Below are 21,709 nucleotides of genomic sequence, written 5' to 3'. Positions count from 1 at the left end.
ACGAAGCGCGCGTCTATTCGTCGACGACCACCTTGTCCAGCCCTTTAGGGACAAGCCATTTGCAGATGATGGCCAGTATCAGAACTACTCCTCCCATGATGAAGGCACAGTTCCTGATGCTCATATGGGCGGTAAGTATACCTGAGAGCATAGGTCCTATGGAGAGTCCTATGGAATATATGCTCTGAAGGAAGCCCATCCTTATGGTCTGGTATTTGTGCGGTACTCCCATGATTATGAGGGCCAGCATCATCGTGCAGTCCATGGTGAAGAAGAAACCGATGCAGCAGTGGAGCACGTAGACCATCATGAGGTTAGGCGCCAGCGGCATCAGGATACACGAAAGGGCGAGGCCCAGCGTACCGATGACTATCGTAGGAGTAACTCCCAGCTTCTTGTAGATTATAGTCCCCGTAAGCGGCGAGGATATGATGCAGAATACTCTGAAGCAGTTGGCAGTTATAGCTATCTCAGCGGCGCCGCCTCCCAGGTTCTCCACGATGGTAGGCGTCAGATAGTCCATATAGGCATAGGTCGCCATCATCGCGATGGTATCGATGATACCTATTCTCCACACGTTTTTGTCCAGCAGCTGCAATTTGGCCATGTGGAGCGCGTCCTTAGGTGTTGCCGCTGCGCCGACTTTGGGCTCCTTCAGGAAGAAGACCAGGATTATGGTGATGGCTGCGGCAACTACTGCCGCCAGCAGTGAAAACTTGTAGCTGAACAGCGACGATACGAAACCTCCCACGCTGGCACCGATAATAGGTCCGATGGAGGAGGCGAGATTTATCACGCCGATAGATTTAGGTATTTCCTCTGCGGTGAAGTAGGTCGAGAACAGCACTGTGTACATTACCCATGTAGCACCGGTGAGGCCGCCCACGCCTTTGGCGATGAACAGCGTTACCGCGTTAGGCGCCAGGAAGGCGATGAAAAATGCGATAACCGTAACGAGGAGACCCAGCTGTATGACCAGCTTTCTCCTGCTGAACATCTGCGAAAGGATACCTATGGGAAACCTTACGAACATTGAGACCATACCGGTAGCTCCCAGTATCACGCCGATGACCGTCGGAGTTATGCCCAGGTCGTTGGCCAGGGGAGTTATGTATGATGAGTACGTTGAGATAGATACGAAGAACAACGTACTTATTATGAAAAACAGAACGATCTGGACCATCCTGTTATAGTTTTCTGTTTTTGTAACAGTGTCAGACATGATGAAAACCCTCTCTCTTTCTTTTTTAGCCGAAGATGTTAGCCGGATATCTGAGCATCTCTGATGCAGTCTTCGCTATCGGAGTCGACGGCGAAAGTTACCTTCCATTTTCCGTCAATTTTCTTCAGATACATGAGCGTGAGATTGAGACACTTGTTCTGAAGAGACTTTCCTGTCGCAGGACCGTATTTGCTGAGCCCTGTATTCGTTCCCTTGTATCTGAGGCGTCGGAAAACTTTGAAGAAATTGTCGTCGACCTTGTTTACTATTATGTTTTCAACATCCGCTACCAGATCCGGGAATGCTGCGACGAAAGGCGATGCGTTCTTGAAAAAGTCATCAGGTCCGATGAGCTTTTCGCAGTTCTGTTTGATGACTTCGGCATCATCAGCGTAAAAGTCGTAGATCATACCCAGCATTTTGTAGTCGTAGATGAGAGCTGTCATATCTTTGACATACTGTCTGGCGTCTTCCTTGTCCTTCATAGGATTGTTGTATACCTGATCGCATAATTTTTCGATGGTGTCCATATAGACATCGCTTTTCATTGCCTTGTACATTGTTACTGTTCCTCCTTTTCGCTGTTCAATCTGTTTATTGCTGCTGCGAGAGCTGATGCCGCTTCCGCTGCTTTTGACGCCGCCTCTGCTGCTTCTGCCGCCACTTTTGTGGCTGCTGCCAGCATGTCGATGTCCTCGCCGTCAGGGTCGATGCCGATGTTTCTCTCCACTTCGGCTCTGTCTTCCGCGTTGAGAGTCATTCGCTTTACTTCCGTTCCTTCAACGACCCATTCCTCCGTCACTCTCCATCTTCCGTCAATTTTTCTCAAAGTGAGTTCGCATATGGAGTAGAGCGGGATATCGTCAACTCCCAGCCATTTGCCTGTAGGAGGGCCGTATTTGCTCCATCCCAGGTTGAAGTTTCCGAGCTTGGAAGACTGACCGAAATTGTAGCCGTCCTCTTCATTTCCTTCGACGATTATGTCTACGAAATCGTTGATCTTGTCAGGGTATGAGCAGATGGACTGAAGGCTTCCGGCAATGACAGGGTCAGCGCCAACCGTACAGCCTCCGTTTTCCGTATAGCATATGGTGTCATCATTGTAAAATTTGTTTATGGCGCCTATGCATTTGTATTCCCATATCCATCGCGTGTAGTTGATGAACAGCTCCGCGACTTCTTCCGGAAGCTCCAGACAACAGCTTCTCACGTAATCCTCGAGCTTTTTTCTCTTTTCTGTCTGGTCTTTTTCACTGGTAGGGACTACCGGTGATTTGCTTAAATCTAACATCGTTTATCCTCCTATTCAAAAATGAAATTTAGATCCAGCGAATTATGAAAAAACACATATATGCTACCAGCAAAAAACGTGCAAAAAGTGACGGATTTGATAAAAAAGTGTTAAAAAACAAATCGAAAAGAGATGAAATTCATCGCAAAAAGCTTTAAATATCAACGATTCTTAGGGGGATAAAAAGAGAAAATTCAATTATGAAATTTAATTTTCAGATATATTCATTATAGAAAAAATCTCATTATCGAGGCAGGGATGATTCATTTATATAATCCAAAAATGAATTGAAATCGACTTTGATTCATTTTTAAAACGCCGGATTCAAATGTGAATACGTAAGGATCGAAGGCTGGAGGGAAGACGGCAAAGGCGGTGGAAGGAAAGGCGCCGGCGGGCTGCGGAACAGGCTGGCATGTGGCACATGTCTTGCTAATTAATATATTGGAAAAATCTCAATGTAAAGGATGGGTACGAGGAGCATGGAAAAAAGAACTTCTTTTGATTACAAGGAATTCATGACATCTATCATGGAAAGCTCCTATGACGGCATCTACATAACCGACAGGAATACGATGACGATCTATGTGAACAAGGCATATGAAAAGATGACGGGAAGGAGCCGTTCGGAGTATGTGGGAAAAACCATGGACGAGTTGCTGGAGCTGGGGCTTGTGAAGACGCACATTTCCGAGGAGGTAGTGACGACGAGGAAGGCCATAACGCTGACGGAAGAGCTGGTTTCCGGAAAAAAGGTGATAATAACGGGAAGCCCTGTATTCAGCGATAAAAACGAGGTGGTGGCTGTGGTCAGCAATATACGGGATATATCGGAGATAATTTCTCTCGAGAAAGAGTCGCGGGTCGCGGAGGAGATACTGTCTCTGTACAAGGAGGAATATCTCAGCGAGCCTAGTCTGGGGCCCATAATATGTGAAAGCTCCAACACGGAGTCGGTATTCAGGACCGCGCTAAAGGTTTCGCCCAGGGATTCCACCGTGCTCATAACAGGAGAGACGGGAGTAGGAAAGGAAGTCGTGGCCCAGTATATACACAGGAAAAGTCTGCGGAAGGATAGCAATTATTTCAAAGTGGACTGCGGAGCTATCCCCGAACATCTGCTGGAAAAGCAGCTTTTCGGATATGTGGGAGGTTCCTTTGCGGGAGCCGATCCCGAGGGAAGGCCGGGAGTGTTCGAAAAAGTCAATAACGGGACTTTGTTTCTGGATAATATAAGCGAGATACCTGTCGAGCTCCAGGCAGCGCTGCTGAGAGTGCTCCAGGACGGCGAGATCATAAGGATAGGGAGTACGGAGCCTGTAAAGGTGAATGTACGGATAATAGCGGCCTCCAACAGGAATCTGAAGAAGATGATAAAGGAGAAGACTTTCAGGGCGGACTTGTATTACCGGCTTAACGTGATGTCGATAGAGGTGCCTCCTCTCAGGGAGCGGCGGGAGGATATCCCTGCCCTGGCGGAGCTTTTCATAAGCCGACTCAATGAAAAATACGGTTATCACAAGCAGGCGACCAGCGAGTTCCTTATGGAACTGGTCTCGATGGACTGGCCGGGAAACATACGCGAGCTTTCCAATTTTATAGAAAGACAGTTCATACTGAATGAATCGGATATCCTTTCCACTGTGTACGCGGATGAGATGAAAAGACAGGAGGAGCGGGGGATCACAGGCGCAGAGGCCGATGCGGATTCTTTCGATATGAACAGAGCGGTAGCTTCCCTGGAAGCGTCGCTGATCAAAGCGGCTCTGACGAAGTGCCGATATGCCAGCGAAGCCGCGAAGCTCCTCAAAATAAGTCAGCCGACCTTCTCCAGAAAATACCACAGATATCAGGATATGGGACTGCTGTGACGCAGAGCGCGAGATGATATGATCTGGCGCCCTGTCTGGGACAAAATGAAAGGGGCTATCGCCTCAACTGTTATCTCGCGTTGGTGCGATAGCCCCTTGCCGTATCGATAGCCATCAGGCTGTGGATAGGGTCGTCATCGGACTCATATCAGATCGCGGAAGTGGAACTGTGATTTCCCGCTGGAATAATCTGCCACTATCTGGCCGTTGCCCTCAAGCTTGTATTTATATGTAACGAGCCCGTCGAGACCTACAGGTCCTCTGGCGTGTATCTTTCCTGTGCTGATACCTACTTCGGCACCGAATCCGTATCTGAAGCCGTCGGCAAACCTGGTCGAGCAGTTGAGATACACTCCGGCGGAATCCACCAGGGACATGAATTTGTCAGCGGAATCCTTGTCTTCTGTTATGATGCAGTCGGTGTGGTGGGAGCCGTATCTGTTGATGTGGTCGATGGCTTCATCTATATCATCGACTATTTTCACCGACAGGATGTAGTCCAGGTATTCCGTGGAAAAGTCCTCATCGGTGGCAGGTTCCGAAGGCATCAGCTGACCGGCCCTGTCGTCGCATCTGTACTGTATCCTGCTTCCCGACGCGTCAGCCAGCAGCGGCAGCAGTACGTCGGCGATGTCCTTGTGGACCAGCAGTGTTTCGGCAGCGTTGCAGGCAGCCACGTACTGGGTCTTGGAGTCGATGATGATAGGGATGGCCTTCTCTATACTGGCAGCACCATCGACGTAGATGTGACATATTCCGTCGGCATGGCCCATAACCGGTATCTTTGAATTGTCCATGATGTACTGGACGAACTGGTTGGAACCTCTTGGTATCAGCAGATCCACGTAGTCATGGCATTTGAGAAGTTCGCTTATCTCTGCCCTGTCTTCGATGAGTACTGCGAAGTGTTCAGGAAGACCGGCTTCGATGCAGGCTTTATAGATGACATCGAAGAGAGCTCTGTTGGTGTTCCTGGCTTCGCTGCCTCCCTTAAGTATGATGCAGTTGCCGCTCTTGATGCACAGGGATGCGATCTGTACCAGGGCATCGGGTCTGGATTCAAAGATGACACCGATGACGCCGATAGGGCAGGTGGTCTTGGTGAGGATGAGGTCATCGTCCAGCTGGCGCTTCAGCAAATCCTTGAAGAGAGGATCTTCCAAGTCGATCAGATCGTAGATACCCGATATACATGTGGCCAGTTTCTTTTCATCGAATTTGAGGCGATTGATTATGGGCTGAGCCAGAGAACTTTCCTCCGCTGCCTTCATGTCTCTGCCATTGGCCTCAAATATGGCCGCTTTGTTTTCCGTCAGAGCTTTGGCGACGGCTTCCAACGCGCCGTTTCTCGTCTCTTCCGGCAGAGATGCCATGGTGAAGCTATCACCCTTGACTTTACTGATACTGTCGATAAAATCCATATTGTTATCCTTTCTTATATATTGTTTATAAACGATGTAATGAACGCTTTGATAAAGTGGTTTATTTCCATGTACTTTCTGTTCCCGTGATCTTCCAGCACCAGAAAACCGCTGCCATAAGACGGATACATCTGGAACTGACCGGTGTCCAGGCCTGCAGCTTCCAAGTCGGCTACGGCCAGTCCTGATTCCCGTATCAGCGGAAATTTCATGGAAAAGGAGGCTGTGTTCCTGTCCATATGTATCTCGGCGGCAAATCCACCGAAAGTGTAGCCTGTATAATTTTTCGGATCTCTACGTTGGGTGCCGGTCACCGTCATGGAGTCGGAATCCATTCGGATCTTCTCCACGGTGAGAGGCCCTGCAGGAAATCCCAGGTGGAACATGGCCTTATGGAGGTCGGCCTTGCCCAAGACTGTCAGAAGTCTCGTCAGCTGTACCACGTCGTCGCTGTTGTGAAGGAGTATCTTGCGGGCCAGGTCCTCGTCGCCGCTTTTTTCATATCTATTGTACAGTTCAACGCTTTCCAGTCCGGAAATCTCGTCAGTCCTGGTCTGCCACAGTCCCATATAGTTTTCCACGGATTTCTGCTTCAGATTGGGGAGAAACTTCTTTATGGGCGAGTGTCCGTTGAGGATGAGATAGATGTCCAGATTGTAAGGTGAGCAGCTGCCCATGGCGAAGGTCTTCATGCGTCTGTTTATGAAAGGCATATCGAAATGCCTGCCGTTGTATGTGATGACCATGTCAAGTTCAGCGATGCAGGTTGAAAAAGATCTGAGGGCATCCTCCTCTTCGCTGCGCGTCTCTGCGAAATATTGGTGGAGAGTCCTGCTCTCCATGTCCAGCAGACCTCCAAGAATAAACTTGTTCCGGGCCGGGTTCAGCCCAGTCGTCTCTATATCCAGCACGCCGATTTTAAGTTTATCAAAATAGAACTTGAAGGCGCTGCCGGAATACAGCTCTTCATCGTATGATTCAGTCAAATGTCTCATAATACTTAGTATTATAACAAGGGCAGGGGATAAAATAAAGAGTTATCACCGCAAAACAAAAGAGACCTGAACGGTCTCTCTTGTTAAAAGGGGTATTGGGATTAGAGATTAATGAGGCTATCAGGGGGATAACCTCAATTGAATTATAAGTTAATTTCGTGAAAAAAGCAAGCAAAAGTCGAAAAAAATTCAATAATACTGTATTATGACCGTTTTTGCTCGTAAATGTCGAATGAAACAGATGTGAAATGACCGTTTGCGAATATATAATTTATTTATCGAAGGGGAAACCCCGGGAAACAACAAAATACTGTAATAGTTTATGGAGGAATTAAAAATGGAAGTTTTGAAAGTATCAGCAAGGTCGAATCCTAATTCAGTAGCAGGCGCTTTAGCCGGAGTTTTAAGGGAGAAAGGCGGGGCCGAGATACAGGCCATCGGTGCGGGAGCTCTCAATCAGGCGGTGAAAGCCATAGCTATCGCACGAGGGTTTGTGGCGCCCGGAGGGATAGATCTTGTATCGGTGCCGGCGTTCACCGATATAGAGATCGAAGGAGAGGAACGAACTGCGATAAAGCTCATCGTGGAGCCGAGATAAAAAGCCTGGATGACGAGTCCGAGTGATGGGACAAAAAGTCCCAGGTGAGGAGAGCCGGAGTCTCTGATGCTGATCGAAGCTGGAGCAAGGCTCTTTTTTCTTTTGTCTATCTTTGGCGTCCTGTAATGTGATAAGACATATGTGACAAAAGAAATAAGAAAAGAGAGGAATACTCTGATATAATTAATTCACCACAAAAAAACATATCAAAAGGAGTATCCTCTCATGGCTATTGTAACAGAAGAAATGAAATATCGCCAGCGTTTATGTGAATATGCGATAAAGTATGGAGTAACAAAGGCAGCAAAAAGATATCACACATATAGACAGTTTGTTTACAGACAGCTTGAAAAATATGATGGAAGCGCTCGGAGTCTTGCGCTGAGGTCAAGGAAGCCTCAGCGCAGCCCGAACGCGCATACAGAAGATGAACTGAAACTGATAAAAAATATGCTGCGAAGAAACGGGAAATATGGGCTTGCGGAAGTATATGTAAGATGTCAAAGCAAAGGGTATACCCGAAGTTTTGGCAGCATGTGCAGACAGATAAGAAAAAAAGGATACAAAAAAGTAAAGAGTAAGAAGAAAAGCTATACGAGATATGAGAACATGCAAGGGATATATCCGGGAGAGAAGGTACAGGTAGATATCAAGTATGTACCGCAGGAATGCATCAGATTTCCGTGCTATGGAGATAAGTATTACCAGATAACGGCGATAGATGAATACAGCAGGAAAAGAGTACTGAAGATAGTGAAAGAGAAGAGCACCCATGAGACGAAGAAATTCATAAAAGAGCTGGAAAAGAGGATGGGATTCAAGATAAAGATTATCCAAGTGGATAACGGAACAGAATTTGTAAACGATGGCGATAAGACAGACAAAGACAGCGCATTTGAGAAAGCAGTAAAAGAAGAGGAAATGGAAATAAGGAGGACGAGACCGTATTCACCGTGGCAGAATGGCAAGGTAGAGAGAAGCCATAGAGAAGACGGAAAGATCCTATATAGCAAAGAAGTGTTTAGAAGCGAAAAGGAACTTAAGGCAAAAGTAGCGAAACACGAGAAGAGATATAACAGGACAGCGAAGACAGTATTAGATTTCAAAAGTCCCGATCAGGTAGTAGCAGAGTATTTCTCAAAGTGTAACATATGTCTTGACAACTAAGATTTCTTTTGTCTATCTTTGGCGTCCTCACTTGCCGACGTGGCCTCTTTGTTGTATAATTTTCTAGTTAACAGGAGGCGTTGGATAAAATGGAACAGCTGAAGGACTGCATTCTCGGCAGCAGAAAAATCGTGATAAAAATCGGGAGCAATGTGCTCTCGGACAGCAATGGCACTGTCAACAGAAAGGTGACTCACAACATCGTGGATCAGGTCAATGCTCTGCTGTCCATGGGCAAGCAGGTGATCCTGGTCTCATCGGGAGCGGGCATCTGCGGCGTCGGTGCCATAAACAAATGGAGCAGACGCGGGGATATGAATTACAAGCAGGCGTTGTGCGCCATAGGGCAGGTGGAGCTGATGATGGCCTATAAGGAATACTTTGGTGATTACGGGGTCCATGTGGCTCAGATGCTTCTCACCAGGGACGATTTCAACGATCATCACAGGACTCTCAATATCAGGAACACCATGTTCACGCTTATAGACGAGGGTGTCGTTCCTATCATAAATGAAAACGATACAGTCTGCGTGGAGGAGATAAAGATAGGGGACAACGATACGCTGGCGGCTTCCACGGCCATATTGTGGAACGCGGATCTGCTGATAATCCTCAGCGATATAGACGGCGTCTTCGACAAAGATCCTAAAGCCAACGACGATGCCCGACTTATAGAGACGGTGAAAAGCGCCGAAGATCTGATATCATCCATCAGCATAGGCGAAAAGAGCTCCTTCGGGACGGGCGGTATCGAGACGAAGATCGAGTCGGCTGCCAAGGTCAACAAGTTCGGCATACCGATGATCCTCCTCAACGGAGCCAATGAGAATATAATAAGAGATTGTATAGAAGGCACGGGAAGAGGGACGCTGTTCCTCGGGAAAACGGGAAAATAGAAACGGTCCGGACTGGAAATCGGGCTGACAGGTGTATATGGAGGATATCATGAGAAAAATAGGATTCATAGGGATAGGAAACATGGGCGGAGCCATACTGGCAGGATATGCGTCTTCAGGCAAGGCTGACGGTAAGGAGCTGCTGGCGTTTGATATGAATGAGGATCTCTGTCGGAAGACGGTATCCAATATACCGGAACTTGTCATCTGCGAGAACGGGAAGGCTCTTTGCGAGGCTGCAGATACTGTGATACTGGGCGTGAAGCCTCAGGTGATAGAAACAGTGCTTCAGGAAATAAAGGATGCTTACAGGGCTGACAAGACTGTCATCTCCATGGCGGCAGGCGTGGATATCAGTGTGATAGAGCGTTATCTGGGAAAGGATGCGAGAATCATCAGGATAATGCCTAACACGCCGGCTAAGGTGGGAGAAGGGATGATAGCCATGTGCAGGAACGGCAATGTGGACGATGGGCTCTTCGACGAAGCCACGGAGATATTTTCCGGCATAGGCAGGGCGGAGCACGTGGATGAAAGCCTGATAGATTGCGTCATAGGCGTCAGCGGCAGCAGTCCGGCATATACGTATATGTATATAGAAGCGCTCATAGATGCGGCTGTGGCCAATGGTATGGATGCGGAAAAGGCTCGCGTATTCGCGGCTCAGTCGGTGCTGGGCGCGGCAAAGATGGTGCTTGAAAGCGACCAGTCGGTGGAGCAATTGAGGATAAACGTGTGCTCTCCTAACGGCACTACCATAGAGGCTGTCAACAAGCTTTTTGAGAACGGTTTCATGGACGACGTGAAGGAAGGGTTCCAGGCGGCGGTAGACAGGTCCATAGAGATGGGAAAGGAAAAACGATGATTTTTGAGGAAAAGAAGATAGACAGTCAGCGTATATACGAGGGAGCCATACTCAATGTCAGGCGAGACAGGGTCACGGCTGTCAAGGGTCAGGCTTTTCGCGAGATAATAGAGCATAACGGTGCTGTGGCCATAGTGCCTGTCAAGGATGACGGGAACGTGGTGATGGTGGAGCAGTATCGCTATGCCTGCGGACAGACGGTGCTGGAGATACCAGCAGGCAAGATAGATGAGGGGGAAACGGATCCGGCACAGGTGGCGGCCAGAGAGCTGAGGGAGGAGACTGGTTACAGCGCCGAAAATGTGAAGTACCTGGGAAAGATAAATACCAGTGTGGCTTATTCGGAGGAGGTCATTCACATCTATGCTATGACGGGCCTTTCGGCCGGTCAGCAGGATCTTGATGACGACGAAGCTATAAATGTGGTGGAGATGCCTTTCGAGGAGGCCTGCAGGATGGCGTCAGGCGGAAAGCTGATAGATGCCAAGACGGTGGCCGCTCTCTTCATGGCTAAAGAGCAGCTGAGTGACATATTGCCTCGATGACGCACCCTGTGAGCAGCAGGATGCAGGACGCGGCGGAGATCAGCAGCAGACCTTTCTTTTCCTGGACAGGTCTGCTTTTTTTGATGCCGCCGGAAATGGAGATGCAAAACAGGGTGATGGACATGATAAGGAATGCCGGCAGCAGGAAGATGTTCTGTGGGAATATCTTCAGCAGGGACATGGTGATGGCCTTTTCCGAATTGAGGTAGAGAAGGCCGCTGCAGAAGCCTATGGCAAAGCTTTTGAACCACAGCATGGCGGGAGGAAGCGGGCAGAGTGGTTTCGCCACCAATGCCGGGAGCATCAGCGCCGCCAGTATGAAGTTGGAGGAAAGGGCGGAGAGCAGGCTGCTGATGAATCCCGGGGAGCCGCTTTCGAATCCGGATATCAGCAGTGAGGAAAGGTATTCGTTGTTCTCGTAGGACAGGTTGGTGCTGAAAAAGACGCCGGAAAACAGTCCTGTCATGAGGATGAATATGAATACGGATGCCAGTTTTTTCATAAGTGTGACTCCTTTCGATGAGTTATCGGGGCGGCGGATGGCCCCTTGTCTTCTGCGTTGAGATGGCGGCTGCGCATCGCCCGGCTTCAGGACCTGGCGACGCTGAGCCTTTTTTTCCATTAAAGTTCGGACGGCAGCCGACCCTAGCTTTTCCATAATAAAGCGCGGTCAGCGACTGCCCCGGTTTTTCCATAATAAAGTGCGGTCAGCAACTGCCCCCGGCCTCTTCGCGATAAAGTAAGGGAAACAGTCAGCCCCGAGGTTTCCATGATACATCTAAAGGATATGACGGACATGCAGTTGTTATGACAAAAGGATTTTAGCGGACGGGGGGTGGAGACCGGGAAAGCTCCGGCCTGATGTTGCCGGTGTCAAACTGGAGATATTCAGTATTGAAGGAATAGAGGCTTTATGTTAAAATGGATTATCGGATATTGTAAGTCCGATGAATAAGCGGTATAATGGCTGATAATATAATTGTTTAGTTTTTCGCTACAGGGGGAACGTGTATGTATACGAAGGATTTCATAGAATACCTTCAGAAAGAACGGAAAATGTCCAAGAACACGCTGGAGGCTTACAGCCGGGATGTGCTGGAGTTTGTGGCTTTCGAAGGGTCCAGGGGCATGAGCGATATCCTGGAGACGTCCAGCACCGAGGTCATCGCTTTCCTGCACAATCTGAAGATCTCGGGAAAGTCGGCGGCTACCGTCAACAGGAAGCTGGCGTCGGTGAGGGCATTTTTCAATTATCTCATCGAAGCGGGCTTGATGAAGAACAATCCTACGGCCAACATAAAATCGCCCAGAATAGAGCGAAAGGAAATAGATTATCTGGAAATAGCGGAAGTCGAGAAGCTGCTGGCGACGCCTGACGATTCCGTCAAGGGTGTCAGGGACAGGGCCATACTGGAGGTTCTCTATGCTACGGGCATCAGGGTCAGCGAGTTGATAGATGCCAACGTGGAGGATATCAATCTGAGGATGGGTTTCATAACCTGCACCGGGGAGCACAGCAATCCGAGGATAGTGCCGCTGGGGCGGCCGGCCAGGGCTGCTCTGGAGGATTACATATACGATGGCAGGAAGAAGCTGGTTAAGGAGAATACGGATGAGACTGCGCTGTTTGTCAATTACAACGGCAGGCGTATCACCAGGCAGGGGCTCTGGAAGATCCTGAAGGAGTACGGCGAGAAGGCCGGATTGAAACACAAGCTGACGCCAAACCTGATACGTACGTCTTTCGCTGTCCACATGCTGCAGAACGGCGCCGACCTCAAGTCTCTTCAGGAGCTGATGGGCCACGAGGACATCACCGCCACCCAGGTGTATCTGTCGGTGACGAAGAACAGGATAAAGGATGTGTATGATAAGTCCCATCCGAGGGCGTAGGGGGAAGAGTCGCGATGCGGCTCTTTTTGATTTATATGAAAAAATGGGAGAGATAGACTGCGCTGTGATAGAAATTTTTTATAATTATAGATTTAGAAATAGCAGGAATTATACTAAAATAGTAAAGAGGAAATTATTATTTTGGGAGTAGCTGGGTGCTGGTGCGCCTTTCAATCTTCAAAACCGATTTGGGAAGGTAAGATCTCTTCGGGTGAGTTCGATTCCTACATATTCCCGCTAATAAGGGAAAATATATTTGGAAAAGCTGAGATGATTTTTAAACATATCATTTCAGCTTTTTTCTTGTTCGCCCGCCATGGGCGGGCTCTAACGGGTGAAAGTCCCGAGTGCGCGTAGGCAACGACGAAGCACATAGCTGAACAGCAAGGGTGTCCATCGCAAGGTGGAATCTGGAGGAAGCTGCAGGCAAACCTCTGACCTGACGGACAGAAATCACATATAAGGCTGGGAAATACGGATAAGGCGGCAAGAAACGCTGAAGTCCAAAAGTTGCTGGAAGTACCAGTAAATGTGGCAGGTACATGGAGGGAAAGAGTCCGCACCTTAAGCGGGGAGGTCTCACAGGCGGTTTCATTAGCCGTAGTAACAACGAACTGTGAGAAGTCAGCAGAGGTCATAGTAGCGAAGAAGTTCCTGTAATGGGAATGGAGCGAAGGACCGAACAATCAATCAGTTGAAGTACGTTCCACTTCGTAGCTGGAGCAAACGCCTGTCGATGACTTCAAAGGCGGCAAAGGCAAAAGGGGCAGAAAGGAAACAACGCATGGACACAAGAAGTCTCATGGAGCAGATACTGAGCAACGATAACCTCAATGCGGCGTATCTGCAAGTCGTCAGAAACAAAGGAGCGGCAGGTGTAGACGGGATGACTGTAGAAGAGCTTGGCGCATACCTTTCGAAAAACGGCGAAAACATCAGGGAACAGCTGCGGACAAGGAAGTATAAACCGCAGCCAGTCAGACGAGTGGAGATACCCAAACCGGATGGCGGGACAAGAAACCTTGGAGTACCAACAGTAGTTGACCGCTTTGTGCAACAGGCAGTCGCACAAGTACTCACGCCAATCTTTGAGGAGCAGTTCCATGACCATAGTTATGGATTCCGACCGAATCGGTGTGCGCAACAGGCAGTGCTGAAAGCATTAGAGATGATGAACGATGGGCATAGCTGGATAGTGGATATCGACCTTGCAAAGTTCTTCGACACGGTAAACCATGACAAGTTGATGACGATTTTCGGACGGACAATAAAGGACGGAGACGTTATCTCAGTGGTAAGGAAATTTCTGGCCAGTGGAGTGATGATCGATGACGAGTATGAAGATACAGTTGTCGGCACACCACAGGGAGGGAATATATCGCCGCTGTTGGCAAATGTCATGCTGAACGAGTTGGATAAAGAGCTTGAGGCAAGAGGGTTGGATTTCGTGCGCTATGCGGACGATCTGATTATCATGGTAGGAAGTAAGCAGGCGGCGGAGAGGGTAATGAAAAGTGCTACCCGATTTATTGAGGAAAAGCTGGGATTGAAAGTAAATGCTGAAAAGAGCAAGGTGGACAAGCCCAAAGGAATCAAGTATCTCGGATTTGGATTTTACTATGACACATTAGCCAAAGGATATAAAGCCAGACCGCACCCGAAAGCAGTAGCGAAATTCAAAGCACAGATGAAGAAGCTGACATGCAGGAGCTGGGGAGTGAGCAACAGTTACAAAGTGCAGAAACTGAACCAGCTTATCCGAGGATGGATAAACTACTTCAAAATCGGGAGCATGAAGGGATTATGTGAGCGTTTGGACAGAAACATACGCTACCGTCTGCGGATGTGTATTTGGAAGCATTGGAAAACACCGCAGAATAGGGCAAAGAACCTGATGAAGCTGGATGTACCCCGTTGGGCGGCATATAAAATCGCCTACTGCGGAAACCGATATGCGCGGCTTGCTCATAACGGCTGGGTACATAAAGCAATAAGCAACGAAAGACTAGCCGCATTTGGGCTAGTCTCCATGAGCAACTACTACGCCGAGGGGCGTGTCATATGTGAAGTTGATTGAACCGCCGCTTGCGGAACCGCATGAGCGGTGGTGTGAGAGGTCGGAAATTCCTCAATCAGAGGAATTTCCTCCTACTCGATTGTAGTAGGGAGAATGGTAAACCTTCAGTAGCATCACAAGGTGGATAATATATAGAAAGACAATAGAAGTGTTTGAAATAATAGAAAATTTTGATTTGACTGATTTCATAGCCAAGGTGCATAATTTTTCTCAGATAGTTTAGTGGAACGTAGAGGTGTAATAAAATAAAATTATGATTTCAATTAATGGTCTAAAAAAGAAGTTTGGCTCGTTACCGGTTTTAAATGGTGTCGATTTGGAAATAGAAAATGGACTGATTTATGGGCTTGTGGGAGAGAGTGGGCAGGGAAAGTCCACATTGTTAAGATGCATCAACGGCCTTGTAGGTTATGATGGAGGTTCCTTAAAAGTTGATGGAATAGAAGTTTGTTCGTATAAAGAGAAGGAGCTTAGAAAATTTAGGCGAAATGTGGGAATGATTTTTCAGACATATTCGCTGTTGGAAAGGTCGAATGTTTTTGATAATGTAGCTTTTCCTATGAAAATATGGAATTTTGACGAAAAAACAATTTCTGATAAAGTCTGGTCAATGATAGAACTTGTTGGGTTAACTGATAAAGCAAATAATTATCCGAGGGAATTGTCTGGAGGGCAGAAACAACGTGTTGCTATCGCCAGATCGCTTGTAATGAATCCTAAATATATTTTAAGTGATGAATCAACATCGGCATTAGACCCTAATACGGCTCAGTCGATCTTATATCTTCTTAAGAAGATAAATAAAGAGCTAAATATTACTATTTTAATTGTTGCCCATCAAATGGAAGTGATACGACAAACATGTGATCGAATGGCTATTTTAAAGGGTGGCAAGATTTCAGTTAACGATACCGTTAAAAATGTATTTTTAAGACAACCTACGGAGTTAAAACAACTGATGGGTGATACAGATGCAAAATATGTACCTGGAAAGGTGTTTTTAAGAGTATATGTTCCTGAAAAGGAAGAATATAGTGTTTTTTTCTATAAGCTAGCGAGGGAGACAGGAGTAGAGTTTTGTTTGGAAGCTGGTGGAATAAAGCTTTTTCGGGAAGGACCAGCATTTTTAGGAATGATATCTGTAGAACATGGAAATATAAAGAAAGTTTTAAATTTCCTGGATATCACAGGAATTGATTACGAGGTGATAAACGATGGGATATGATTATTCTTATATTTTTAAAGAAGTGTTTATACAGGCAATTTTTGATACTGTTTTTATGGTGGCATTATCGTCATGCATATCTATTGCGATTGCACTCGTATTGGCGATAATACTCTATTTAACTGATAAAAACGGCCTGAGTCCTAATAAATTTGTTTATAGCACGATCAATGTTATAGTTAATATTATACGTTCATTTCCATTTTTGATTTTGATGGTATCGGTAATTCCACTTACGAGATTGATTGTGGGTACAAGTATAGGAAAAGTTGCGGCATTGGTACCGCTTACGATTGTTGGTGCATGCTTTTTTTCCAGACTTTTTGAAACGAGCTTTTATACGGTAAACATGGAAACAATAGAAGCTGCCAGATCGATGGGGGCATCAAAACTGCAAATCATTAGAAGAGTTGTAGTGAAAGAGGCAATGCCATCTATTGTCCAAAATATAACGACGGGAACAATAGAAATGCTCGGAATAACGGCTGCAGCCGGAGCTATTGGAGCTGGAGGGTTGGGAGCTGTAGCAATAATGTATGGGTATCAGAATTTTGATTCTGTAATTATGTATGGAACAGTAATCGTATTAATTGTGATAGTTCAGATAATACAGGTTGCTGGGAATAAGGTTTCCAAAACTGTAAAATAATGTGTTTATTATGCAGCCCATTCTGATTGGCAAATGGAAAACAGGGTGCAATAATTATCAATAGTTAGCAAAGAGAAGGAGGAATTTAGCAATGAAATGTCTAGAGTTAACGTTCCCAGGGCGATATAAGACTAAAATCGCCATTGATGGTTTCGAGTTGATTACAGATTATCCCATAGAGGAAGGTGGTGATAATGAGTTTGCAAAACCCTGGGATCTGTTTTTAGCTTCAGTTGCCTCTTGCCATGGAATCCACGTTTTAACTTGGTGTGCTGAAAATAGTATTCCTTATAAGGACATCAAATTGACAATGGATATTATTGAAGATGAAGAAAGAGAGGGGAAGTATACAGATTTTATTATAGAAGATAATTTGCCCGAAAGTTTCCCCAGAGAGAGGATAAGCGAGATGCTGCAAGAGACGACAGAAGATTGTTGGGTGAACAGGCATCTTACGGAATATGAGGTGCGAGTGCAATATAATATCAAGCATGCTGGGGAAGAAATAACAAAGCTTGTCAAAGGGCCGAAAGAGAAGAATAAGTTAGGAGAATAATCATGAAGAAATATGGAAAATTATTGATTGGTTCGTTTCTTGCGGGCTGCTTACTGTTTACGGGATGTGGAGGAACAGATTCAGGTGGCAGTGATGACAGTGCAAAAGAAAGTGTAAAAATCGCAACGATGGAGGAATTCTATTTTAAGGATGTTGTGGAGGCTGCAAAAACGGCCTTAGAAAAAGAAGGAATATCCGTAGAAATCGTAACATTTGCAGATAATGTTACCCCTAATGTAGCGACGATGGAGGGAAGCGTAGACTATAATTTCTTTGAACATGTTCCTTTCCTTGATGCTTTCAACGAGTCGGATAAAGGGGGAGATTTAGTTGTCGTAGGAGAGCCATTGACGGTCGGTATAGAGGGTTTGTATTCAAATAAATTCAGCAGTATCGATGAAATAACAGATGGTGCGACAGTAGGGATTCCCAATGATAGCTCCAACAGGACGATGCATTTGAAATTTTTGGATCGCCTGGGGTTGATAACTTTAAATGATAGTGAGTCTGAAGTCGTGGACTTGTCGGATATAAAAGAAAATCCTCATAATTTTAACTTCGTAGAAATGGATACTCCAAGTATTGTGCGTTCTCTTGATGATATAGATCTTGGGACGTGTAGCCAATCTTCAATCGTGAAGAGAGGGATAGACCCTAATACTGCATTAGAAACGTATTCAGATCCGTCTTTAGGAATAGTTTTGGTTACGAAAGCAGAAAACGTAGATACAGAATTGACGGAAAAAGTATATGAGGCATTTAAGAGTCAGGAAGTAAAAGATGTTCTTAAAGAAAAATATGATAATGTGGTAGAACCATTGTTTTAATATTGATTGTCAAAATATGATCTCTCTGTCGGTAAGTTTGCGACAGAGAGATTTTTTGTATAAAGAAAACCCCGTGTTAGACACGGGGTTCGTTGAAGTTATGCATTTGAACAGTAACTTTCCTCCTGTTAAACTAAAATTGCGGTCTGGCAACTGCAATAAAGTTTAACGGGAGGAAAATTAAATGAGTCTTAACGACATCAATAGTTTAGCGCATTCAAAATAGAATTGCAATATCACATAGTCTTTGCACCGAAATACAGGAGAATGTTTTTTTATGGTGAGAAAAAATAGCCTTAAGAAAAGTATTTAGACAGTTTTGTGAGTGGAAAGATGTAAAGATAGTTACTGCGGAGTTTTGCCCTGACCACGTACATATGCTTGTAGAGATCTCTCCGAAGATAGCAGTGTCAAGTTTCATGGGGTATTTGAAAGGAAGGAGCACAACGATGATATGCGAGCAATTTCCCGAGCTAAAGTATAAGTACAGAAACAGAGCGTTTTGGTGCAAAGGCTACTACGTTGATACGGTTGGGACAAATGAAGGGAGAATTGCGGAGTATATCAAGTATCAACTCGAGGAAGATAAATTGGGAGAACAATTAAGAATTTCCATGACTGACAAAAAGAGAAACTGCCGGGATTTTGCATTATGGGAGGGGGTAAAATCGCCTGTAGACTCGCCAGCCTCTTGATTTTCCCATCGTTTTAGATATATAATAAATAATCGTTGCAAATTCTGAATTTTAAAGAGCGGAGCGATCATGAGAAGCAAAAGCGCCCTCAAGAACATATTGGCCAATTTAATACTGCAGATCACGGCTGCGATATCGGGGCTTATTTTGCCGCGCTTTTTTATCATCGCTTACGGCTCGACGATGAACGGTATGATCGTATCGGTCACCCAGTTCATATCCTATATGGCGCTGGTGGAGGCCGGAGTCAGCGCGGCGTCGATAGTGGGGCTTTACAAACCCCTGGCTGACAATAATATAGTTGAGGTCAACAGGATACTATCTGCCACTAAGCGGTTCTATTACAGATCCGGGATTTTCTATATCGTTCTTTTAGTGATACTGGTAGCTGTCTATCCTCTGCTGGTTAAAAATCAAATAGACGAAGGTCTTACCAGATTCATGATAATAATACTGGCCTCCAGTAATATCGTCGATTATTTTTTCCTGGGAAAGTACAAGGTGCTGCTGATGGCAAATCAGAAGGGATACGTCATCATGTTGGCCCAGACTCTGGGGACCGCACTTAATGCTGTCATTACGGTGATCCTGATATTGCAGGGGTGTAATGTGCTGCTGGTAAAGCTGGTAGCCACGGTTATATATATACTGAGATTCATAATCGTATGGTGCTACGTGAGAAAGCATTACAAGTATGTGAGCTTCAATGAGAAGCCTAATTACCGGGCTATAAATCAGCGGTGGGCGGCGCTGTTCCATCAGGTGACGGCTGTCATCGTAAACAATACGTCTGTGGTGGTGATGACTTTATTCATGGGTGTGAAAGCGCTGGTGGAAATCAGTGTCTACAATGTCTACAACATGGTGGGAAATGCGGTCAGCCTGCTGGTGGGGTCTTTCAACAGCGGACTTCAGTCCGGATTCGGGGAACTGCTTTCCAGAGGCGACAGGAAGGCGCTGGATAAGGCATATTCCAACTACGAGTATCTGACGTATATGGTGGTCTTCTGGGCGTACACGTGTATGGGACTTCTCATCATGCCTTTCATACAGCTTTACACCAGATCTTTCACTGATGCTGTCTATGTCAGAGATGAAATAGCATTCATGTTCGTTCTGGTGGGGATCGCGCAGAACATAAGGATCCCGTCCATAACTCTCATCAGCGCGGCGGGCCATTACAAGCAGACTCGCTGGAGGGCCGCCATAGAGGTGGCTATAATAGTTGGCGTGTCTTTGATCCTCGTAAAGCCTTATGGGATGCTGGGGGTACTTATCGGCAGCTTCTGTTCGTTCCTTTACAGAGGGATAGATATCGTATATTACAATACTACCAGAATAATGCTGGGCTCGTGGAAGAGGACCCTCAAACGGATCGTCCGAAATCTGCTCACTCTCGTGATCCTGATGGCGGCAGGAAGGGCTGTGACGGATCTGGCAGTGGAGGGATATCTGCAATGGTTCATCTGTGCAGTCATCGTCGCGATCGTATCCATGGTCGTATTTGCGGCAGTTAATGCTGCCTTTGAAAAACGTGAGTTCCAGGTGCTACTGGATAGGATGAAAAAGACAGTCCGCAGAGAATCAGGGCATAAGGGAAACGGTCGTGCTGAGAAGTGATAGATAGAACAGGGCATGGTGAATGAGCAGTATGAGGGGATTTGTAAAAAGCATAGGAAAATTCGTGATACTGGGTTTGATATATCCGTATCAGTACAGGAAATACAGCAGTCTGCCGCTGGAACGAAAAAAGGTCGTGTTTGTGGAAGTCAGAGGTGAAGAGGGCTTCGTGGGGGCCAGCATGAGGCAGGTCTTCGACAGGGTGGCGGCTGATGGTTCATGGAATATCAGATGTCATTTCCTCAGGGAAGGCGTAGGATCGCGAAAGGAAAATCTAAGGCGTACGATGGAAATGCTGAAGGATGTGGCCACGGCAGGGTATGTCTTCCTCAGCGAAGCCAACAACGCATTCTCACGTTTTGAGAAGCGTCCCGAGACGAAGGTGATACAGTTATGGCATGGCTGCGGGGCATTCAAGAAATTCGGATTCAGCACTGCCGGGCTGAGATTCGGCAGCAGCTGCAGACAGCAGGAAAAATATCCCCTCTATCACAATCTAGACCTGGTGACCGTAAGCAGCCCTGAGGTGATATGGGCCTATCGTGAAGCCATGGGAGTGGACGAAGGGATAATAAGAGCAACGGGGATAAGCCGGACCGACGTGTTCTTTGACGATGAATATGTAAAGGCGGCGGTAAAAAAGGTCAAAGAGGCCGTGCCGGCCATCGGGGAAAGAAAGATCCTGCTTTATGCGCCGACCTTTCGTGGCGACGTGTCGAGGGCTCAAGCTCCCCGGATGCCGGATATGGAATACATGAGAAGCAGGCTGGCGGGCAGATATGTCGTGTTGATGAAACAGCATCCCTTCGTGAAAAACAGGCCTGCGGTACCGGAAAGCTGCAGGAATTTTCTCTTCGATGTGACGGATAGCCTCGCCATAGACGAGCTGATATGCGCTGCCGATATGTGCATATCAGATTATTCGTCGCTGGTATTCGAATACGCCCTCTTTGAGCGGCCCATGATCTTCTTCGCCTATGACATCGATTCGTACGACGACTGGCGGGGCTTCTATTATGATTATGATGAGCTGACACCAGGGCCGGTGGTGAAGACTACTGAGGAGCTGGTCAGGGATATAGAGAAGTTTGAGAAGATCTTCGATGCAGCGGAGGTCAGAGCCTTCGCCGGCAGATTCATGTCCGCCTGTGACGGGAAGGCCACCGACAGGATACTGGAGTGGGCGGGGATGGAAGGATGAAAATGAAATTAGTTGCAATGGCAGGTATAAGTAAAGTAAAATAAAAAAAGAATACGCATGAAATTGTATTTTATGAAGTGGCATTTAGGAGAGGA

The 21,709-nt window shown here is 46.5% G+C and carries 20 protein-coding genes, 1 tRNA gene and 1 pseudogene; 16 read left to right on the top strand and 6 right to left on the bottom strand.

Annotation, left to right across the window (positions count from 1 at the left end):
• Positions 1–13 precede the first annotated feature (13 nt).
• Genes ACQY69_RS05890 through ACQY69_RS05880 form a run of 3 tightly spaced genes read right to left on the bottom strand, consistent with a single transcriptional unit; the run spans position 14 to position 2,513 of the window.
• Complete coding sequence (locus tag ACQY69_RS05890; protein ID WP_428259394.1) at positions 14–1,222, bottom strand: MFS transporter; 1,209 nt, start codon at positions 1,220–1,222, stop codon at positions 14–16.
• A gap of 38 nt (positions 1,223–1,260) precedes the next feature.
• Positions 1,261–1,782, bottom strand: coding sequence for an ester cyclase (locus ACQY69_RS05885; RefSeq protein WP_428259392.1), 522 nt, complete (start codon positions 1,780–1,782; stop codon positions 1,261–1,263).
• A gap of 2 nt (positions 1,783–1,784) precedes the next feature.
• Positions 1,785–2,513 carry a hypothetical protein gene (locus ACQY69_RS05880; RefSeq protein WP_428259390.1) on the bottom strand — a complete coding sequence of 243 codons (729 nt, stop codon included), beginning with the start codon at positions 2,511–2,513 and terminating at the stop codon, positions 1,785–1,787.
• A gap of 482 nt (positions 2,514–2,995) precedes the next feature.
• Here ACQY69_RS05880 and ACQY69_RS05875 point away from each other — a divergent pair, with 482 nt between their 5' ends.
• A complete protein-coding gene (locus tag ACQY69_RS05875) occupies positions 2,996–4,384 on the top strand; it encodes a sigma-54 interaction domain-containing protein (protein ID WP_428259389.1) in 1,389 nt (462 codons plus the stop codon).
• A gap of 143 nt (positions 4,385–4,527) precedes the next feature.
• Here the strand turns inward: ACQY69_RS05875 and ACQY69_RS05870 are convergent, their stop codons facing one another.
• Positions 4,528–5,805 (bottom strand): glutamate-5-semialdehyde dehydrogenase, encoded by a 1,278-nt coding sequence (locus ACQY69_RS05870; RefSeq protein ID WP_428259387.1) that lies wholly within the window; start codon positions 5,803–5,805, stop codon positions 4,528–4,530.
• A gap of 14 nt (positions 5,806–5,819) precedes the next feature.
• A complete protein-coding gene (locus ACQY69_RS05865; protein WP_428259386.1) occupies positions 5,820–6,791 on the bottom strand; it encodes a ribonuclease H-like domain-containing protein in 972 nt (323 codons plus the stop codon).
• Positions 6,792–7,137: 346 nt separating this feature from the next.
• Here ACQY69_RS05865 and ACQY69_RS05860 point away from each other — a divergent pair, with 346 nt between their 5' ends.
• The 5 genes from ACQY69_RS05860 (at position 7,138) to ACQY69_RS05840 (ending at position 10,871) form a co-directional block, all read left to right on the top strand.
• Positions 7,138–7,398: a stage V sporulation protein S gene (locus ACQY69_RS05860; RefSeq protein ID WP_147593236.1), complete on the top strand. Its 261-nt coding sequence runs from the start codon at positions 7,138–7,140 to the stop codon at positions 7,396–7,398.
• A gap of 225 nt (positions 7,399–7,623) precedes the next feature.
• Positions 7,624–8,565 carry a DDE-type integrase/transposase/recombinase gene (locus ACQY69_RS05855; RefSeq protein WP_428257935.1) on the top strand — a complete coding sequence of 314 codons (942 nt, stop codon included), beginning with the start codon at positions 7,624–7,626 and terminating at the stop codon, positions 8,563–8,565.
• A gap of 89 nt (positions 8,566–8,654) precedes the next feature.
• The gene (gene proB / locus ACQY69_RS05850) at positions 8,655–9,461 is read left to right on the top strand and encodes a glutamate 5-kinase (protein WP_428259385.1); all 807 of its coding nucleotides are present in this window, start codon (positions 8,655–8,657) and stop codon (positions 9,459–9,461) included.
• A 49-nt stretch (positions 9,462–9,510) separates the two neighbouring features.
• The gene (proC, locus tag ACQY69_RS05845) at positions 9,511–10,326 is read left to right on the top strand and encodes a pyrroline-5-carboxylate reductase (RefSeq protein WP_428259383.1); all 816 of its coding nucleotides are present in this window, start codon (positions 9,511–9,513) and stop codon (positions 10,324–10,326) included.
• The gene (locus ACQY69_RS05840; protein ID WP_428259382.1) at positions 10,323–10,871 is read left to right on the top strand and encodes an NUDIX domain-containing protein; all 549 of its coding nucleotides are present in this window, start codon (positions 10,323–10,325) and stop codon (positions 10,869–10,871) included. Before proC ends, ACQY69_RS05840 begins: the two co-directional genes overlap by 4 nt.
• Here the strand turns inward: ACQY69_RS05840 and ACQY69_RS05835 are convergent.
• Positions 10,837–11,373, bottom strand: coding sequence for a stage II sporulation protein M (locus ACQY69_RS05835; protein WP_428259380.1), 537 nt, complete (start codon positions 11,371–11,373; stop codon positions 10,837–10,839). The two genes, ACQY69_RS05840 and ACQY69_RS05835, sit on opposite strands and share 35 nt — an antisense overlap.
• A gap of 509 nt (positions 11,374–11,882) precedes the next feature.
• Between ACQY69_RS05835 and ACQY69_RS05830 the strand changes: the two genes are divergently transcribed.
• From ACQY69_RS05830 to ACQY69_RS05785, 10 genes and pseudogenes are all read left to right on the top strand, one after another.
• On the top strand, positions 11,883–12,764 hold the full coding sequence (locus ACQY69_RS05830; protein ID WP_428259378.1) for a site-specific tyrosine recombinase: 882 nt from the start codon (positions 11,883–11,885) through the stop codon (positions 12,762–12,764).
• 143 nt (positions 12,765–12,907) lie between these two features.
• Positions 12,908–13,001: transfer RNA gene (locus tag ACQY69_RS05825), tRNA-Sec, on the top strand.
• Positions 13,002–13,548: 547 nt separating this feature from the next.
• Positions 13,549–14,841 (top strand): group II intron reverse transcriptase/maturase, encoded by a 1,293-nt coding sequence (gene ltrA / locus ACQY69_RS05820; RefSeq protein ID WP_428259376.1) that lies wholly within the window; start codon positions 13,549–13,551, stop codon positions 14,839–14,841.
• 253 nt (positions 14,842–15,094) lie between these two features.
• Positions 15,095–16,066, top strand: a complete 972-nt coding sequence (locus ACQY69_RS05815; protein WP_428259375.1) for a methionine ABC transporter ATP-binding protein — start codon at positions 15,095–15,097, stop codon at positions 16,064–16,066.
• Entirely contained in the window at positions 16,056–16,715 is a 660-nt protein-coding gene (locus ACQY69_RS05810; RefSeq protein WP_428259373.1) for a methionine ABC transporter permease, read from the top strand. The genes ACQY69_RS05815 and ACQY69_RS05810 overlap by 11 nt, the downstream gene beginning before the upstream one ends.
• A 91-nt stretch (positions 16,716–16,806) precedes the next feature.
• The gene (locus tag ACQY69_RS05805) at positions 16,807–17,271 is read left to right on the top strand and encodes an OsmC family protein (protein WP_428259371.1); all 465 of its coding nucleotides are present in this window, start codon (positions 16,807–16,809) and stop codon (positions 17,269–17,271) included.
• 2 nt (positions 17,272–17,273) lie between these two features.
• On the top strand, positions 17,274–18,098 hold the full coding sequence (locus ACQY69_RS05800; RefSeq protein ID WP_428259369.1) for a MetQ/NlpA family ABC transporter substrate-binding protein: 825 nt from the start codon (positions 17,274–17,276) through the stop codon (positions 18,096–18,098).
• Between the two features lie 184 nt (positions 18,099–18,282).
• Positions 18,283–18,793: pseudogene (gene tnpA / locus ACQY69_RS05795) on the top strand (IS200/IS605 family transposase).
• Between the two features lie 69 nt (positions 18,794–18,862).
• Positions 18,863–20,413: a lipopolysaccharide biosynthesis protein gene (locus ACQY69_RS05790; protein ID WP_428259367.1), complete on the top strand. Its 1,551-nt coding sequence runs from the start codon at positions 18,863–18,865 to the stop codon at positions 20,411–20,413.
• A 22-nt stretch (positions 20,414–20,435) separates the two neighbouring features.
• Positions 20,436–21,614: a CDP-glycerol glycerophosphotransferase family protein gene (locus ACQY69_RS05785; RefSeq protein WP_428259365.1), complete on the top strand. Its 1,179-nt coding sequence runs from the start codon at positions 20,436–20,438 to the stop codon at positions 21,612–21,614.
• Positions 21,615–21,709: the final 95 nt, after the last annotated feature.

Source organism: Gallibacter sp. Marseille-QA0791, from assembly GCF_965119705.1.
GTDB classification, from domain to species: Bacteria; Bacillota; Clostridia; order Peptostreptococcales; family Anaerovoracaceae; genus Lentihominibacter; species Lentihominibacter excrementipullorum.
This window is presented reverse-complemented; position numbering and strand designations above follow the sequence as displayed.

What these genes read in the sequence shown, in the direction of transcription:
- ACQY69_RS05855 (WP_428257935.1), top strand. Translation starts at nt 7,624, where the DNA reads ATGGCTATTGTAACAGAAGAAATGAAATATCGCCAGCGTTTATGTGAA.
- ACQY69_RS05870 (WP_428259387.1), bottom strand. Translation starts at nt 5,805, where the DNA reads ATGGATTTTATCGACAGTATCAGTAAAGTCAAGGGTGATAGCTTCACC.
- proC (WP_428259383.1), top strand. Translation starts at nt 9,511, where the DNA reads ATGAGAAAAATAGGATTCATAGGGATAGGAAACATGGGCGGAGCCATA.
- ACQY69_RS05860 (WP_147593236.1), top strand. Translation starts at nt 7,138, where the DNA reads ATGGAAGTTTTGAAAGTATCAGCAAGGTCGAATCCTAATTCAGTAGCA.
- ACQY69_RS05815 (WP_428259375.1), top strand. Translation starts at nt 15,095, where the DNA reads ATGATTTCAATTAATGGTCTAAAAAAGAAGTTTGGCTCGTTACCGGTT.
- ACQY69_RS05875 (WP_428259389.1), top strand. Translation starts at nt 2,996, where the DNA reads ATGGAAAAAAGAACTTCTTTTGATTACAAGGAATTCATGACATCTATC.
- ACQY69_RS05830 (WP_428259378.1), top strand. Translation starts at nt 11,883, where the DNA reads ATGTATACGAAGGATTTCATAGAATACCTTCAGAAAGAACGGAAAATG.
- ACQY69_RS05840 (WP_428259382.1), top strand. Translation starts at nt 10,323, where the DNA reads ATGATTTTTGAGGAAAAGAAGATAGACAGTCAGCGTATATACGAGGGA.
- ACQY69_RS05810 (WP_428259373.1), top strand. Translation starts at nt 16,056, where the DNA reads ATGGGATATGATTATTCTTATATTTTTAAAGAAGTGTTTATACAGGCA.
- ACQY69_RS05805 (WP_428259371.1), top strand. Translation starts at nt 16,807, where the DNA reads ATGAAATGTCTAGAGTTAACGTTCCCAGGGCGATATAAGACTAAAATC.
- ACQY69_RS05890 (WP_428259394.1), bottom strand. Translation starts at nt 1,222, where the DNA reads ATGTCTGACACTGTTACAAAAACAGAAAACTATAACAGGATGGTCCAG.
- ACQY69_RS05790 (WP_428259367.1), top strand. Translation starts at nt 18,863, where the DNA reads ATGAGAAGCAAAAGCGCCCTCAAGAACATATTGGCCAATTTAATACTG.
- ltrA (WP_428259376.1), top strand. Translation starts at nt 13,549, where the DNA reads ATGGACACAAGAAGTCTCATGGAGCAGATACTGAGCAACGATAACCTC.
- ACQY69_RS05885 (WP_428259392.1), bottom strand. Translation starts at nt 1,782, where the DNA reads ATGTACAAGGCAATGAAAAGCGATGTCTATATGGACACCATCGAAAAA.
- ACQY69_RS05800 (WP_428259369.1), top strand. Translation starts at nt 17,274, where the DNA reads ATGAAGAAATATGGAAAATTATTGATTGGTTCGTTTCTTGCGGGCTGC.
- ACQY69_RS05785 (WP_428259365.1), top strand. Translation starts at nt 20,436, where the DNA reads ATGAGCAGTATGAGGGGATTTGTAAAAAGCATAGGAAAATTCGTGATA.
- ACQY69_RS05835 (WP_428259380.1), bottom strand. Translation starts at nt 11,373, where the DNA reads ATGAAAAAACTGGCATCCGTATTCATATTCATCCTCATGACAGGACTG.
- proB (WP_428259385.1), top strand. Translation starts at nt 8,655, where the DNA reads ATGGAACAGCTGAAGGACTGCATTCTCGGCAGCAGAAAAATCGTGATA.
- ACQY69_RS05880 (WP_428259390.1), bottom strand. Translation starts at nt 2,513, where the DNA reads ATGTTAGATTTAAGCAAATCACCGGTAGTCCCTACCAGTGAAAAAGAC.